We start from the raw sequence: 14,497 nt of genomic DNA, 5'->3' as shown, positions 1-14,497 counted from the left end.
CCCTCCGACGAAGATCCATTGTGGGGTGCGCAGAAGATCCTTTTCGACCCCTCGGAGGGCGTCCGCGATCCGTGTGGGGTGGTTTTCGCCGTCCCTCCAACGGCCGCGCCCAGGGCGTGCTGTGTGTGCGTTTCACGCCATCAAGGCCGATATTGGCTGATAAGGGATCGGTGGAGGGCGCAGCGCTCAGGTAAAGGCGCGGTCAATGAGGAGGCAGCCATGCGTGGAGCCACGCACGCCAGGTGGGCCGCATGCGCGGTGGCGGTGACGCTCGCGGCGACGGCCTGCGGGGGCGAGGGCGGCGCCGGCGGTGACACCGGCGCGGTGCTCAGCTCCTCCTGGGGAGACCCGCAGAACCCGCTGGAACCCGCCAACACCAATGAGGTGCAGGGCGGCAAGGTCCTCGACATGATCTTCCGGAGCCTGAAGAGGTACGACCCGGAGACCGGCCAGGCCGAGGACATGCTCGCCGAGAAGATCGAGACGACCGACTCCCGGAACTTCACCATCACCGTCAAGGACGGCTGGACGTTCAGCAATGGCGAGAAAGTGACGGCGAAGTCGTTCGTCGACGCCTGGAACTACGGCGCGAGCCTGAGGAACAACCAGCGCAACGCGTACTTCTTCGAGTACATCGAGGGCTACACCAAGACCCACCCCAACGACGGCGGCAAGCAGAGCGCCGACACCCTCTCCGGCCTGAAGGTCGTCGACGAACGGACCTTCACCGTGCGGCTCAAGCAGAAGTTCTCAACCTTCCCCGACACCCTCGGCTACCCCGCCTTCGCCCCGCTGCCCCGGTCCTTCTTCACCGACCACGCCGGCTGGCTGAGGAAACCCGTCGGAAACGGCCCGTACACGATCGAGTCCTACGACAAGGGCTCCCAGATGGAGCTCAGGAAGTGGGAGGACTACCCCGGCCCGGACAAGGCGCAGAACGGCGGGGTGACCCTCAAGGTCTACACCGACAACAACACCGCCTACACCGACCTGATGGCCGGCAACCTCGACCTCGTCGACGACGTGCCCGCCGCCCAGCTGAAGAACGTCAAGAGCGACCTGGGCGACCGCTACCTCAACACCCCGGCCGGCATCATCCAGACCCTCGCCTTCCCCTACTACGACAGGGACTGGAACAAGCCCGGCTCCGACAAGGTCCGCACCGGCCTGTCCCGGGCGATCAACCGCGAGCAGATCACCGAGACGATCTTCCAGAACACCCGGACCCCCGCCGGCGACTGGACCTCCCCGGTGCTCGGCGAGGAGGGCGGCTTCAAGAAGGGCCTGTGCGGCGACGCCTGCGAGTACGACCCCGCCGCGGCCAGGAAGCTCATCGAGGAGGGCGGCGGCATCCCCGGCGGCCAGGTCAAGATCACATACAACGCGGACACCGGCTCCCACAAACAGTGGGTCGACGCGGTCTGCAACTCCATCAACAACGCCCTCGGCAACGACAAGGCCTGCGTCGCCAACCCGGTCGGCACCTTCGCCGACTTCCGCGGCCAGATCACCGACCGGAAGATGAGCGGCCCGTTCCGCGCCGGCTGGCAGATGGACTACCCGCTCGTCCAGAACTTCCTGCAGCCGCTCTACTACACCAACGCCTCCTCCAACGACGGCAAATGGTCGAACAAGGAGTTCGACCGGCTGGTCGACGAGGCCAACGCCGAGAGCGACACCGCCGCGGCCGTCAAGAAGTTCCAGCAGGCCGAGGAGGTCCTCCGGGACCACATGGCCGCCATCCCGCTCTGGTACCAGAACGGCAGCGCCGGCTACTCGGAGCGGCTGTCCGACGTGAAGCTCAACCCGTTCTCCGTCCCGGTCTACGACGAGATCAAGGTCAGCTGACCCGCCATGGGGCGGTATGTGATCCGGCGCCTGCTCCAGATGGTCCCGGTCTTCTTCGGCGCCACCCTGCTGATCTTCCTGATGGTGAACGTGATGGGCGACCCCGTCGCGGGGCTGTGCGGCGACCGGGAGTGCGACCCGGCCACGGCCGCCCGGCTGAGGACGGAGTTCGGCCTCGACAAGCCGGTCTGGCAGCAATACCTGACCTACATGGGGAACGTCTTCACCGGGGACTTCGGTACGGCGTTCAACGGCCGGCCGGTCACCGAGCTGATGGTGACGGCGTTCCCGGTCACCATCCGGCTGACGATCGTCGCGGTCCTCCTCGAGATCGTCATCGGCGTCACCCTGGGCGTGGTCACCGGCCTGCGCCGGGGCCGGCCCGTGGACACCGGCGTCCTGCTGGTGACCCTCGTCGTCATCTCCGTCCCCACCTTCGTCACCGGGCTGCTGCTCCAGCTGCTGCTCGGCGTCGAGTGGGGGTGGATCAAGCCGTCCGTGTCCCCGGAGGCGGGCTTCGACGAGCTGATCGTCCCGGGCCTGGTGCTGGCGTCCGTCTCCCTCGCCTACGTGACCCGCCTGACGCGCACCTCGCTCGTGGAGAACGGACGGTCGGACTACGTCCGTACCGCCGTCGCCAAGGGCCTGCCCCGGCGCCGGATCGTCACCCGGCACCTGCTGCGCAACTCCCTCATCCCCGTGGTCACCTTCATCGGCACCGACATCGGGGCCCTGATGGGCGGCGCGATCGTCACCGAGCGCATCTTCAACATCCACGGCGTCGGCTTCCAGCTCTACCAGGGCATCCTGCGCCAGAACACCCAGACCGTCGTCGGCTTCGTGACCGTCCTCGTCCTGGTCTTCCTCGTGGCCAACCTGCTGGTCGACCTCCTCTACGCCGTACTCGACCCGAGGATCCGCTATGCCTGAACAACTGCACGAGCCCGGGGGAGCCGTCGCCGCGACCGGCGTGGGCGGTGCGATGGACCTGGCGGCGAGCGAAGGGGCGTCCTCAGGGCGGCAGTCGCCGGCCGCCTCCGGCGGACGGGTCCCGGACCGGCCGTCGGGCACCGGGGCGCCGCCGCCGGACCCGTCGGCCGCCACCACGGGACGGCCGCGCTCGCTGTGGTCCGACGCCTGGCGGGACCTGCGCCGCAACCCGGTCTTCCTCGTCTCCGCCCTGGTCATCCTCTTCCTGGTGTTCGTCTCCCTGTGGCCCTCGGCGATCGCCCCCGGTTCCCCCCTCGCCTGCGACCTCGCGAGGGCCCAGGAGGGCCCCCGGCCGGGCGCCCCCTTCGGCTACGACGGCCAGGGCTGCAACGTGTACACCCGCACCGTCCACGGCGCCCGTACGTCCGTCACGGTCGGCGTCCTGGCCACCCTCGGTGTCGCCGTCCTCGGCAGCGTCCTCGGAGGGCTCGCCGGGTTCTTCGGCGGGGCGTGGGACGCGGTCCTGTCCCGGGTCACCGACATCTTCTTCGCGATCCCCGTCGTCCTCGGCGGTCTCGTCCTCCTCTCCGTGGTGACCAGCAATACGGTCTGGCCGGTCATCGGGTTCATGGTCCTGCTCGGCTGGCCCCAGATCTCCCGTATCGCCCGCGGCTCGGTCATCACCGTCCAGCAGAACGACTACGTCCAGGCCGCCCGCGCCCTCGGCGCCTCCCACGCCCGCATCCTGCTGCGGCACATCGCGCCCAACGCCGTCGCGCCGGTGATCGTCGTGGCGACCATCGCGCTCGGCACGTACATCGCGCTGGAGGCGACCCTGTCCTACCTCGGCGTCGGCCTGAAGCCGCCCACCGTCTCCTGGGGCATCGACATCTCCGCCGCCTCGCCCTACATCCGCAACGCCCCGCACGCGCTGCTGTGGCCCTCCGGCGCGCTGGCGATCACCGTCCTCGCGTTCATCATGCTCGGCGACGCGGTGCGCGACGCCCTCGACCCGAAGCTGAGGTGACGGCCGGATGCTGCTCGAAGTACGCGACCTGCACGTCGAGTTCCGCACCCGTGACGGCGTCGCCCGGGTCGTCAACGGGGTCACCTACGGCGTCGACGCCGGCGAGACCCTCGCCGTGCTCGGCGAGTCCGGCTCCGGCAAGTCCGTCACCGCCCAGGCGATCATGGGCATCCTCGACACGCCGCCCGGCCGGATCACCGGCGGGGAGATCCTCTTCCGGGGCCGGGACCTGCTGACGCTCAAGGAGGAGCAGCGCCGCCGGATCCGGGGGGCCGAGATGGCGATGATCTTCCAGGACGCGCTGTCCGCCCTCAACCCCGTCCTCACCGTGGGCGACCAGCTCGGTGAGATGTTCGTCGTGCACCGCGGCATGTCGAGAAGGGACGCGCGGGCGCGGGCCGTCGAGCTGATGGAACGGGTGCGCATCCCGGCCGCGAAGGAGCGGGTCGGGGACTACCCGCACCAGTTCTCCGGCGGCATGCGTCAGCGCATTATGATCGCCATGGCGATGGCCCTGGAACCGGCGCTCATCATCGCCGACGAACCGACCACCGCCCTCGACGTCACCGTCCAGGCCCAGGTCATGGACCTGCTCGCGGAGTTGCAGCGCGAGTACCACATGGGCCTGATCCTCATCACCCACGACCTGGGCGTGGTCGCCGACGTGGCCGACCGCATCGCCGTGATGTACGCGGGCCGGATCGTGGAGTCGGCCCCGGTCCACGACCTCTACAAGGCACCCGCCCACCCGTACACCCGGGGCCTGCTGGACTCCGTCCCGCGCCTTGACCAGAAGGGCCAGGCGCTCTACGCCATCAAGGGCCTGCCGCCCAACCTCATGCACATCCCGCCCGGGTGCGCCTTCCACCCGCGCTGCCCGCTGGCCCGGGACGTGTGCCGCACGGACGTGCCCCCGCTGTACGAGGTGGACGAGCGGGGCGGCGACCGCGGGAGCGCGTGCCACTTCTGGAGGGAGTGCCTGCATGGCGTCGACAGCTGAGCCGATCCTCGAGGTCAGCGGGCTCGTCAAGCACTACCCGCTGACCCGGGGCGTGCTGTTCAGGAAGCAGGTCGGCGCGGTGAGGGCCGTCGACGGCGTCGACCTCGCGCTCGGCCGGGGCGAGACCCTGGGCATCGTGGGGGAGTCGGGCTGCGGCAAGTCCACGGTCGCGAAGATGCTGGTCCACCTGGAGAGGCCGACGGCCGGCCGGATCCGCTACCGGGGCGAGGACATCACCAGGCTGTCCGGGAAGGCCCTCAAGGCGGTCCGCCGCAACATCCAGATGGTCTTCCAGGACCCGTACACCTCCCTCAACCCCAGGATGACGGTCGGCGACATCGTCGGGGAGCCGTACGAGATCCACCCCGAGGTGGCTCCCAAGGGCGACCGGCGCAGGAAGGTGCAGGACCTCCTGGACGTCGTCGGGCTCAACCCCGAGCACGTCAACCGGTATCCGCACCAGTTCTCCGGCGGGCAGCGCCAGCGCATCGGGATCGCCCGCGGGCTCGCCCTGCGCCCGGAGGTGATCGTCGCCGACGAACCGGTCTCCGCGCTGGACGTCTCGATCCAGGCCCAGGTGATCAACCTGCTCGACCGGCTCCAGAGCGAGTTCGAGCTGTCGTACCTCTTCATCGCGCACGACCTGTCGATCGTGCGGCACATCTCGGACCGGGTGGGGGTGATGTATCTCGGGCGGATCGTGGAGACCGGCAGCGACACCGAGATCTACGACCACCCCACGCACCCCTACACCCAGGCGCTGCTGTCCGCGGTCCCCGTGCCGGACCCGGAGGCGCGGGCACACCGCGAGCGGATCATCCTCTCGGGGGACGTCCCGTCCCCGACGAACATCCCCTCCGGATGCCGCTTCCGCACCCGCTGCTGGAAGGCGCGGGAACGCTGCGCGCTTCAGGTCCCGGCGCTGGCCGTCCCGGAGGCGTTCCGTGACGTACGCGGCCCCGCGGCCCACGACTCCGCGTGCCACTTCGCGGAGGAGAAGACGGTGGTCCCGCCCGAGGAGCCGACCCCGAAACCGCGGGGGGATCATCACAACGAGAGCGCATAGCAGCACATTTGTGCCGCAACCGCGTTAACACACAGGCAACTTGGCCGACGCTGTTCCGATATACGGACGCGTCAGGCTGAACAGCGTACGGCCGTGCGGGTGCCGTGAACGGGCCGGGATGCGCCATGTCTCCCGGCCCGTTGCCGTACCTAGACCAGGCCGAGTGACCGCTTCAGGAAGTCCACCTGGAGCAGCAGCAGGTTCTCCGCCACCTGTTCCTGCGGGGTGATGTGGGTGACCCCGGACAGCGGCAGCACCTCGTGCGGGCGGCCGGCGGCCAGCAGGGCGGAGGAGAGCCGCAGTGCGTGCGCGACGACCACGTTGTCGTCGGCCAGACCGTGCACGATCATCAGCGGACGGTGCGGCTCGGCGGGGGCGGAGAGCCCTTCGTCGGTGACGAGCGAGCTTTGTGCGTACGTCTCCGCAGCGGCCGTCGGGTCACCGAGGTACCGCTCCGTGTAGTGGGTGTCGTACAGCCTCCAGTCCGTCACCGGGGCGCCCGCGACGGCCGCGTGGAAGACGTCCGGGCGGCGCAGCACCGCCAGGGCCGCCAGATAGCCGCCGAAGGACCAGCCGCGGATCGCCACCCGGGACAGGTCGAGGGGGTGGGTCTTCGCCAGGTCCTCGAGCGCCTCGACCTGGTCGTCGAGGGCGACGGTGAGGTCCTGGTGGATCGCCTTCTCCCAGCCGGGGGAACGGCCGGGTGTGCCCCGGCCGTCCGCGACGACGACCGCGAAGCCCTGGTCGGCGAACCACTGCGAGGTCAGATGCGCGTTGTGCGCGGCGAGCACCCGTGGCCCGTGCGGCCCGCCGTAGGGGTCGAGCAGCACCGGCAGCGAGGTGTCACCGTGGTAGTCCGTAGGCATAAGCACGGCGCACGGGATGCGGCGTGCGCCCCCCTCGGTGAACGTCACGCGGGGGGACAGACCGGGATCTTCCGCGTACGACCGGACAGTCGCGATCGGCTTCCCCTCCCGCAGCACCCGCGCCTGGCTCCCCGGCTGGTCCGGGATCGCCGACACCAGCACGGTCACGCCCCCCGCCCGCACCGCCGAGTGCACCCCGGGCTCCCGCGAAAGGCGCTCGACGCCGAGCTCGTTGACGCGGTAGACATGCACCTCGCCGATCTCGGGCTGCTCCGCGCCCTCCCCGGCCGACGCCGAGACCAGCACGTCGTCGGCCGTCACGTCCAGCACCGCCCGTACGTGCAACTGAGCTCCGGTCAGCGGCCGTTCGCCCACCGCGAGGACCCGCGCACCGCCCTCGTCGGCGATCCGGACGAGCTGTCCGGAGGGGCTCCAGCACGGCACCCCAGGGAAAAGATCAAGCCAAATCCGATCTTCGTCGGCGTGCACCATCCGGGTCGCCCCCGAGTCGGTGTCCACCGCCAGGTAGAGCTGGCTGCGCTGGTCGCGCGCCTGGACGAGCAGCAGGGGCGCTCCCGCCGCTGACCAGTGCACTCGCGCGAGATACGGGTAGCGCGCCCGGTCCCAGACGACCTCCGTGCGCACCCCGTCGAGACCGATCACGAACAGCCGGACGTCCGCGTTGGCCGTCCCGGCCGCCGGATATCGCACGTGTTGTGGGTCACGTTTCGGATGGGCCGGATCCGAGATCCACCACTGCTCCACCGGCGTGTCGTCCACGCGCGCCACCAGCAGCCGGTCGGATTCCGGAGCCCACCAGAAACCCCGCGCACGCCCCATCTCCTCGGCCGCGATGAACTCGGCCAATCCATAGGAAACCGACCCCGACTCCGGTTCGGCGAGTGTCCGGTCGTCCTCTCCCTCGGCGCCCACGACCCGCAGGGCGCCCCGTGCGACGTACGCGACGAGCCGTCCGTCGGGCGAGGGGCGCGGGTCGATCACCGGTCCCTCTACGCGCAGTTCACGCGTCGTGCCGGCCCTCAGCTCCGCCGTGAAAAGCCGCCCTGACAAGGCGAAAGACGCCAACTCGACGGCCTCGTCGGTGGCGTAGCCGACGATCCCGGCCCCGCCCTCGCGGCTGCGTTCACGGCGCGCCCGTTCCTCGGGCGAGAGGTCTTCCGAAGCGCCGCCCAGGAGGGCGCGCGGGTCGGCGGCCACGCGCTCCTGGCCGTCCGCGGGATCGAGCACCCACAGTGCGCCGGCCCGGTCGGTGCCGGAGTGCGAGCGCAGGAACGCGACACGGGAGCCGTCGGGGGCCACCGTGAACGAACGCGGCGCGCCGAGCGTGAAACGCTGGGTACGGGCGTGCCTGCGGGGGAATGAGTCGGACTCGGTCGTCATGCCCCGACCATATTGGCCATGCGCCCCCTTGTGCGGCTGTGCGCCACTCGATGCGCACGTACTCATAGTTATGATCACTAGCGCTGTGTGGGTATGAACCTGCTGGCAGTCGTATGGATTTACAAGTTCCCTCGCTCTGTTTCCCCTACGTACCCGGGTTCTTGGAGGTGAGCCGCCGTGGCACTCTCGATTTCGGCGGTGGTGCTGCTGGCGATCATCGTCTTCTTGCTGATCAAGAAGTCAGGTTTGAAGGGCGGTCACGCGGTTGTCTGCATCCTGCTCGGCTTCTATCTCGCCTCCTCGACGGTCGCGCCCACGATCAGCGATCTGACGACGAGCGTGGCGAGCATGATCGGCAGCATCAAGTTCTGAGCGCACGCCCGATCGTGCGTCTGCCCCTGCGCGGGGAAAGCATTCCCTCCTCGTAGGGTTGGGCGCATGACGGAACAGCCCTCCCCCAGCCTCCAGCCGGGGGAACCCCGCTCTCGCGCCGCTCGGCGTCTGCTGCTGGTGCACGCGCACCCGGACGACGAGTCGATCAACAACGGCGCGACCATGGCCAGGTACGCGGCCGAGGGCGCCCACGTGGCCCTGGTCACCTGCACCCTCGGCGAACGCGGCGAGGTCATCCCGCCGGAGCTGTCGCACCTCACCGGCGCCGCCCTCGGCGAGTACCGGCTGCGCGAGCTCAGGGCCGCCATGGCCGAGCTGGGCGTCCACGACGTCCGGCTGCTCGGCGGCCCCGGCCGCTACGGCGACTCCGGGATGATGGGCCTGTCCGACAACGACGACCCCGCCTGCTTCTGGCAGGCCGACGTCGACACCGCCGCCGCCTCGCTCGCGGAGGCGATCCTCGAACTGCGCCCCCATGTCCTCGTCACCTACGACGACAACGGCGGCTACGGCCACCCCGACCACATCCAGGCGCACCGCGTCGCCATGCGCGCCGTGGAACTCGCCGCGGACGCCGGCTGGAGCGTCCCCAAGGTCTACTGGAACCGCGTGCCGCGCCCCGTCGCCGAGGCCGCCTTCGCCCGGCTCCGGGAGGAGCTGCCCGGCCTCCCCTTCACCGAGAGCGCCACGGTCGCCGACGTCCCCGGCGTCGTCGACGACGAGCGGATCACCGCCGAGATCGACGGCACCGCGTACGCCGCCGCCAAGGCCGCCGCGATGCGCGCGCACGCCACCCAGATCGAGGTCGCCCCCGACGGGCGGTCCTTCGTGCTCTCCAACCACCTGGCGCAACCGCTCTTCGCCACCGAGTACTACGAGCTGGTGCGCGGGGGGACCGTCCAGGGCGGCCTGCCCGCCGCCGCGGGGGAGCCGGCGGCCCGGAAGAGGGAGACCGACCTGTTCGCCGGCGTCGAGGGGGTGGCCTGATGTCCGACCGCGGTCCGATGCTCGCCCAGCCCCTCCGGCGGCCCTCCGCCGGACGGATCGCCGCCCTCCTCGGGCTCCTGCTGCTGGGCGCGGTCACCGGCCTCGCCGGGGCGCTCGTCCAGTCCGGCTGGTTCCCCGGCGGGCTGCTGCTCGCGCTCGCGGGCGCCGCCGGGCTCTTCCTCGGCGGAGCGCGCGCCCTCGGCAGCCGGAGCGGGGCCGTCGCGCCCGCCGCCGGCTGGATGATCACCGTCGTCCTGCTCACCGCTAGCCGCCCCGAGGGCGACTTCTTCTTCGGCGCGGGAGGCGGCTCCTACCTCTTCCTGCTCGGCGGCATGGCCCTGGCTGTGATCTGCGCCACCCTTGGCGGTGGGCGGCAACCGGTCGGCGACGACGTCCGACTTGGCAAGTGACGTACCACTTCGCCGTGGCGTGACCGTGCGAGTCGCGTGTGGGTTTCAGCAGCGGTCGTGGGATACGGGCCAGAAGTGGCCAGTATGGTGGTGCGCGCCGCCGAGCTGCCCGTGAGGTCGTGGCGGGCGGTGGAGCCAACCTGGAGAACCTGCCTTGAGTCGTGAAACTGACAGTCCGTCCTCCGGGCCCAGCGGGCGCGGCGGAGCCGCATACCCCTCGGGCACGCCGCCCTACGGCACCCCGATGGTGTCCGACGGCGGCGCGGACGCGGGCCGTTCGGCCGCGCAGCCGGAGGAACGCAAGACCGAGACCACGCTGACGACCCGGATCCGGATCAACATCCCCGGGTCGCGGCCCATTCCGCCGGTCGTCGTGCGCAAGCCCGTCACCGACGCGGAGAGCGCGGGCGACGGCGGCACCGACACCCAGGCCGGGGGCTCCGCCCCGTCGACGGGCGCCGCGGCCGCCTCCGGGCCTGCCGGCGGCGGAGGTTCCGCGTTCCCCGCGGGCACCGTCGAGACGCCCGCCGAGCAGACGCCGGCGGGCGAGGAGAAGGCGAGCGAATGGTTCGCGCCGCGCAAGTCCTCGACGGGCAAGGGCGGTCAGGGCGGCGGCTCCGGCAACGGGGCCGCAGCGCCGGGCGGTTCGGCCGCGGGCTCGGGTCCCGTCCCGGGAGCGGGCGCAGCCGGTGGCACCGGCGGCGCGCGTCCGGCCGGTGGCGGCGGACCGGGTGCGGGTGCGCCCGGTGGCGGCCGCCCGGGCGCCGGGCGGCCCGGCGGTGTCGTGGGTTCCGTGAGCGTGCCGGGCGCCCCCCGCTCCGGCGGCACCAACGGTGCCGGGCTGCCCGGCGCCACCGGTGGTCCCGTGGCTCCGGGGCACGGCGGCGGCACCGGCTCCTTCGACGTGACCGAGGCGCTCTCCGCGGGCCCGCTGGGCGGCGGCGCGCGTCCCGCGCAGGGTGGCGGCGCCGAGCCGCGCCGCGACGACCTCCCGTACTTCGCGGACAACGGCGGCGGCCCGAACGGCCACCCCGGCACCAACGGCCACGGCGGCGTTCCCGGCCTCGGCGGCCCGAGCGACTTCAACGGGCCGGACGGCCCCGGAGCCCGCGGCACCAGGGGCGGCCCGCAGGGCCCCGCCGGCCCGACCGGCGGCCCCGTCACCGGCGACGGCCCGATGGTGCCCCCGATGAACGGCGCGGCACCGGGCGCCCACGCCGGCGCCGTGGGCGCACCCCACGCACCCCGCACGCCCGGAGCGCCCGGTGGTCCCGGTCCCCAGGGCGGTCCCGGCACCGGCCGGCCCCCCGGCGGCGGTCTCAGCGACGACACCGCGATCCTCACCCCGCAGCAACCGGCCCCCGAACCCGGGCCGGGCGGTTACGGCCGGCACGACAACGTCTCCGGCCAGACCGTCACCAGCGGCATCCCGGTCGTGCCCCCGCCCGGCCAGGGCGCCGGTCCCGGCGGGCCGTTCGCGCCGGGCGCGCACGGCGCCGGGCCCGTGCACACCCCGCCCGCGCAGCCCGAGCCGACCGCGCCCGCGGCCGGCTCGAAGAAGAACAAGAAGAAGGGCCGCAGCAAGCTGGCCCTGCTCGGCGGTGTGGTCGTCGTCGGCGCGGCCGGTGCCTACGGCGCCGGGCTGCTGATGAACCACTCCGACGTGCCCAAGGGCACCACCGTGCTCGGCGTCGACATCGGCGGCGGCACCCGCGACGACGCCGTCAAGAAGCTCGACGACGCCTTCGACGGCCGCGTGAACCAGGCGCTGAAGCTGTCGGTGGACGGCACCACGGTCACCCTCAAGCCGGACCAGTCGGGCCTGCAGTTCGACATGCAGGCCACCGTCGACCAGGCCGCCAAGAGCGACTACAACCCGGTCTCGGTGATCGGCTCGCTGTTCGGCGAGCACCGCGAGGTCGAACCGGTCATGCCGGTCGACGAGGAGAAGCTCCGTGCGGCCCTGGAGACGGCGGCGGGCGGCTCCGGTTCGGCCACCGAGGGCACGATCAGGTTCGAGCGGGGCAAGGCCGTCGCCGTCTACGGCAAGGCGGGCAAGGGCATCGACGCGACGAAGGCCGAGACGGCCGTCGTGACCGCCTACCGCAGCCAGGTGGAGAGCGGCACCGCCACCCCGGTGAAGGTCCCCACGACCACCAAGCAGCCGACGGTCTCCGACGCCGAAGTCGACCGGATGATGAAGGAGTTCGCCGAACCGGCGATGTCCGGCACCGTCACGGTCCAGACCGACGCGGCGCACACGGTCCGCTTCAGCCCCGAGAACTCCCTGTGGAAGTTCCTCGAGGTCAAGGCCGTCGACGGCAAGCTCGTCGACAGCTACAACGAGTCCGCGCTGAAGGAGCTGTACGGCGGCACCTTCGACGGCGTCCAGATCACCCGTGCCACCGGCCAGAAGACGGACGTCACCGTCCAGGACGTGATCGGCGCCCTGCGTCTGGCGCTGAAGAGCAAGACCGACCGGGTCGCGGTCATCGACACCGACCCGAGCTGACAACGCAGTCCCGCGAAGGGCGCCCGGCACGACCGCCGGGTGCCCTTCGCGCGTGACGGCACCCGCCAGCGCACGCACGACATCCGCCTCACGGCACTCCGGACGGTCAGTTGAGCCTCGCCCGCGCGGCCTGCGCCTCCCCCCGCACCCGCTCCGCCAGAGGCGTGTCGACCACCTCCACCAGCCCCGCGTACTCCTCCAACTCGGCCGCTCCGCCGATGAAGTCCCCCCGCTGCACCATCAACTTCCCCCGCTCGTACCGCAACCGAGCCGGATGGTGGGGCACCAGCAACGCCAGCTCCACCGCCCACAGCGCCACGTCCGTCCGCTCCGGACGGGCCGCGGCCCACGCCCGGATGTTGTTCAGGATCCGCAGCACGACGTCCAACGTCTCCGCCGGCACCAGCATCGACGCATCCAGCGGAGCGCCCGTCGCCCCCGCCACCAGCACCTCCGCGTCGCGCCCCGTCAGCACCCGCCCGCCGTCGAAGGGATCGACGAGCACCTGCTGCTCCCGGGGGCCGAACCCCACCACGAAGTGCCCGGGCAGCGCCACCCCGTACACCGGCGCCCCCGCCCGCCGCGCCACCTCCATCCACACCACGGACAGCAGGATCGGCAACCCGCGCCGGCGCCGCAGCACCTCGTGCAGCAGCGAGGACTCCAGCCGCTCGTAGTCCGCGGCGGAGCCGGCGAACCCGTACCGCTCACCCAGCAGCTCCCGCAGTGCCACCGCCCACGCCCGGGGCCCACCCGGCCGGAACGGCACCTGCCCCGCCAGCCGGTCCAGCTCGGCCTGCGCGGCGTCCATCCCGGTCTCGTCCAGCGTCCGGTCCGCCTCCGCGGCCACCAGAAGACACAGTGCCGCGAGGTCGGGCCGCTCGGCCCGCGCCTCCTCGGCGAACCTCCGCCGCAGCTCGGCGGTCCCGAAACCGCTCACGGCCTTCCCGCCTCCGGTTGCCGGTAGTGGTGGTAGGCGTGATGCGCACCGAAGCCCAGCCCGCCGTACAGGGCCCGCGCTCCCGCGTTGTCCTCCTCCACCTGCAACCAGGCGGCCGAGGCGCCCTCCTCCAGGGCCCGCCGCGCCAGGGCGGCCATCACGACGGTCGCCAGCCCCCGCCTGCGCTGCCCGGGATCGACCTCGACGGCCGCGAAACCGGCCCACCGCCCGTCCACGACACACCGCCCGATGGCGGCCGGAGCCGTCCCCTCGTCACCCGGCACGGACGCGAACCACACCGACGGCCCACTCCGCAGCACCCTCAGGGCCACCTCGCTCACCCCCTTACGCTGGTACCGCCCCAGCCACGCCTCGTCGGCCTCGCGGGCGAGCACCACACCCTCAGCCTCCGCCCGGTCGGCGACCGGCGCCAGCGCCCCGATCCACAGTTCGGCGGTCACCTCCCGCACCCACCCGCGCCGCTCCAGCTCCGCGCACAGCAGCTCCTGCGTGCCCTCGGCGCCGGTCGCGGTCTGCACATAGGCGGGCAGCCCCCGCGCGCCGTACCAGCGCCGTACGACGTCCAGCGCCTCGTCGAGCGGCAGCCCGGGGCCGCCCAGCGGCAGGACGGAGTTGGCCCGGCGCGTGAACCCGGCGGCGGCCCGCAGCTCCCACTCGCCCAGCCGCTCGCTCTCCACGGGCCGCCACGCCCGGGCCGCGACCCGGGCGAGCTCCTCGTACGACGCGGCCGGGCCCCGGCGGCGCGCCGGGGCCGCCGGAACGACCTTCCCGGCGACCAGCGAGGCCTCGTCGATGCGGACGCTCTCCCCGTTCTTCCGTGTGATCACCAGCACACCGGCATCCCATGATGTGAGAACACCCACCGTGTCGGTGAATTTCCCCTCCGTTGCTCCAGGCTCGCCCAAACGCCGCACCGAGACGCGTTTGCCCACGTCAGCAGCGGTGACACGGACCTCGAGGCGTCCAGCAGCCGAGAATTCCACAGGTCGGTCCACCCCTCCTGTTCGGATCATGCCCAAGAACGGAGATACTAGGGGCGGGCATCGACGACGCCGCGCTCCCGCGCGCCAGGCGGCGGAGCCTGTGGGAGGCCCGC

The 14,497-nt window shown here is 72.0% G+C and carries 12 protein-coding genes; 9 read left to right on the top strand and 3 right to left on the bottom strand.

From position 1 onward, the window contains the following. The first annotated feature begins 219 nt into the window (after window positions 1-219). The 5 genes from ACIHAR_RS32930 to ACIHAR_RS32910 are packed head-to-tail and all read left to right on the top strand — an operon-like array spanning window position 220 to window position 5,871. Complete coding sequence (locus ACIHAR_RS32930; protein ID WP_365469754.1) at window positions 220-1,848, top strand: ABC transporter substrate-binding protein; 1,629 nt, start codon at window positions 220-222, stop codon at window positions 1,846-1,848. 6 nt (window positions 1,849-1,854) lie between these two features. Further along, a complete protein-coding gene (locus tag ACIHAR_RS32925; protein ID WP_400022956.1) occupies window positions 1,855-2,778 on the top strand; it encodes an ABC transporter permease in 924 nt (307 codons plus the stop codon). Then, a complete protein-coding gene (locus tag ACIHAR_RS32920; RefSeq protein WP_400022955.1) occupies window positions 2,771-3,805 on the top strand; it encodes an ABC transporter permease in 1,035 nt (344 codons plus the stop codon). The genes ACIHAR_RS32925 and ACIHAR_RS32920 overlap by 8 nt, the downstream gene beginning before the upstream one ends. 7 nt (window positions 3,806-3,812) lie before the next feature. Then, window positions 3,813-4,805 (top strand): ABC transporter ATP-binding protein, encoded by a 993-nt coding sequence (locus ACIHAR_RS32915; protein ID WP_400022954.1) that lies wholly within the window; start codon window positions 3,813-3,815, stop codon window positions 4,803-4,805. Then, a complete protein-coding gene (locus ACIHAR_RS32910) occupies window positions 4,789-5,871 on the top strand; it encodes a dipeptide ABC transporter ATP-binding protein (protein WP_365469743.1) in 1,083 nt (360 codons plus the stop codon). The genes ACIHAR_RS32915 and ACIHAR_RS32910 overlap by 17 nt, the downstream gene beginning before the upstream one ends. 149 nt (window positions 5,872-6,020) lie before the next feature. Here ACIHAR_RS32910 and ACIHAR_RS32905 read toward each other — a convergent pair whose 3' ends face one another. Continuing rightward, window positions 6,021-8,138: a prolyl oligopeptidase family serine peptidase gene (locus ACIHAR_RS32905; protein ID WP_400022953.1), complete on the bottom strand. Its 2,118-nt coding sequence runs from the start codon at window positions 8,136-8,138 to the stop codon at window positions 6,021-6,023. Between the two features lie 177 nt (window positions 8,139-8,315). Between ACIHAR_RS32905 and ACIHAR_RS32900 the strand changes: the two genes are divergently transcribed. The 4 genes from ACIHAR_RS32900 (at window position 8,316) to ACIHAR_RS32885 (ending at window position 12,440) form a co-directional block, all read left to right on the top strand. Next, window positions 8,316-8,510 (top strand): hypothetical protein, encoded by a 195-nt coding sequence (locus tag ACIHAR_RS32900; protein ID WP_189934182.1) that lies wholly within the window; start codon window positions 8,316-8,318, stop codon window positions 8,508-8,510. A gap of 66 nt (window positions 8,511-8,576) precedes the next feature. Continuing rightward, window positions 8,577-9,518: an N-acetyl-1-D-myo-inositol-2-amino-2-deoxy-alpha-D-glucopyranoside deacetylase gene (gene mshB, locus ACIHAR_RS32895; protein WP_400022952.1), complete on the top strand. Its 942-nt coding sequence runs from the start codon at window positions 8,577-8,579 to the stop codon at window positions 9,516-9,518. Beyond that, window positions 9,518-9,928 carry a DUF6113 family protein gene (locus ACIHAR_RS32890; RefSeq protein ID WP_365469734.1) on the top strand — a complete coding sequence of 137 codons (411 nt, stop codon included), beginning with the start codon at window positions 9,518-9,520 and terminating at the stop codon, window positions 9,926-9,928. The genes mshB and ACIHAR_RS32890 overlap by 1 nt, the downstream gene beginning before the upstream one ends. Window positions 9,929-10,082: 154 nt before the next feature. Beyond that, a complete protein-coding gene (locus ACIHAR_RS32885; protein ID WP_400022951.1) occupies window positions 10,083-12,440 on the top strand; it encodes a hypothetical protein in 2,358 nt (785 codons plus the stop codon). A gap of 106 nt (window positions 12,441-12,546) precedes the next feature. Here the strand turns inward: ACIHAR_RS32885 and ACIHAR_RS32880 are convergent, their stop codons facing one another. Together ACIHAR_RS32880 and ACIHAR_RS32875 are read right to left on the bottom strand one after the other, a co-directional pair. Continuing rightward, the gene (locus tag ACIHAR_RS32880) at window positions 12,547-13,380 is read right to left on the bottom strand and encodes a transglutaminase-like domain-containing protein (RefSeq protein ID WP_365469728.1); all 834 of its coding nucleotides are present in this window, start codon (window positions 13,378-13,380) and stop codon (window positions 12,547-12,549) included. Next, window positions 13,377-14,384, bottom strand: coding sequence for a GNAT family N-acetyltransferase (locus tag ACIHAR_RS32875; RefSeq protein ID WP_365469781.1), 1,008 nt, complete (start codon window positions 14,382-14,384; stop codon window positions 13,377-13,379). Before ACIHAR_RS32875 ends, ACIHAR_RS32880 begins: the two co-directional genes overlap by 4 nt. Window positions 14,385-14,497 lie beyond the last annotated feature (113 nt).

Origin of the sequence: Streptomyces sp. NPDC052016 (assembly GCF_044548445.1) — a bacterium.
Lineage (GTDB): Bacteria > Actinomycetota > Actinomycetes > Streptomycetales > Streptomycetaceae > Streptomyces.
Note: the sequence above shows the minus strand (reverse complement) of the source record. Positions and strands in the feature narration are given on the sequence as shown.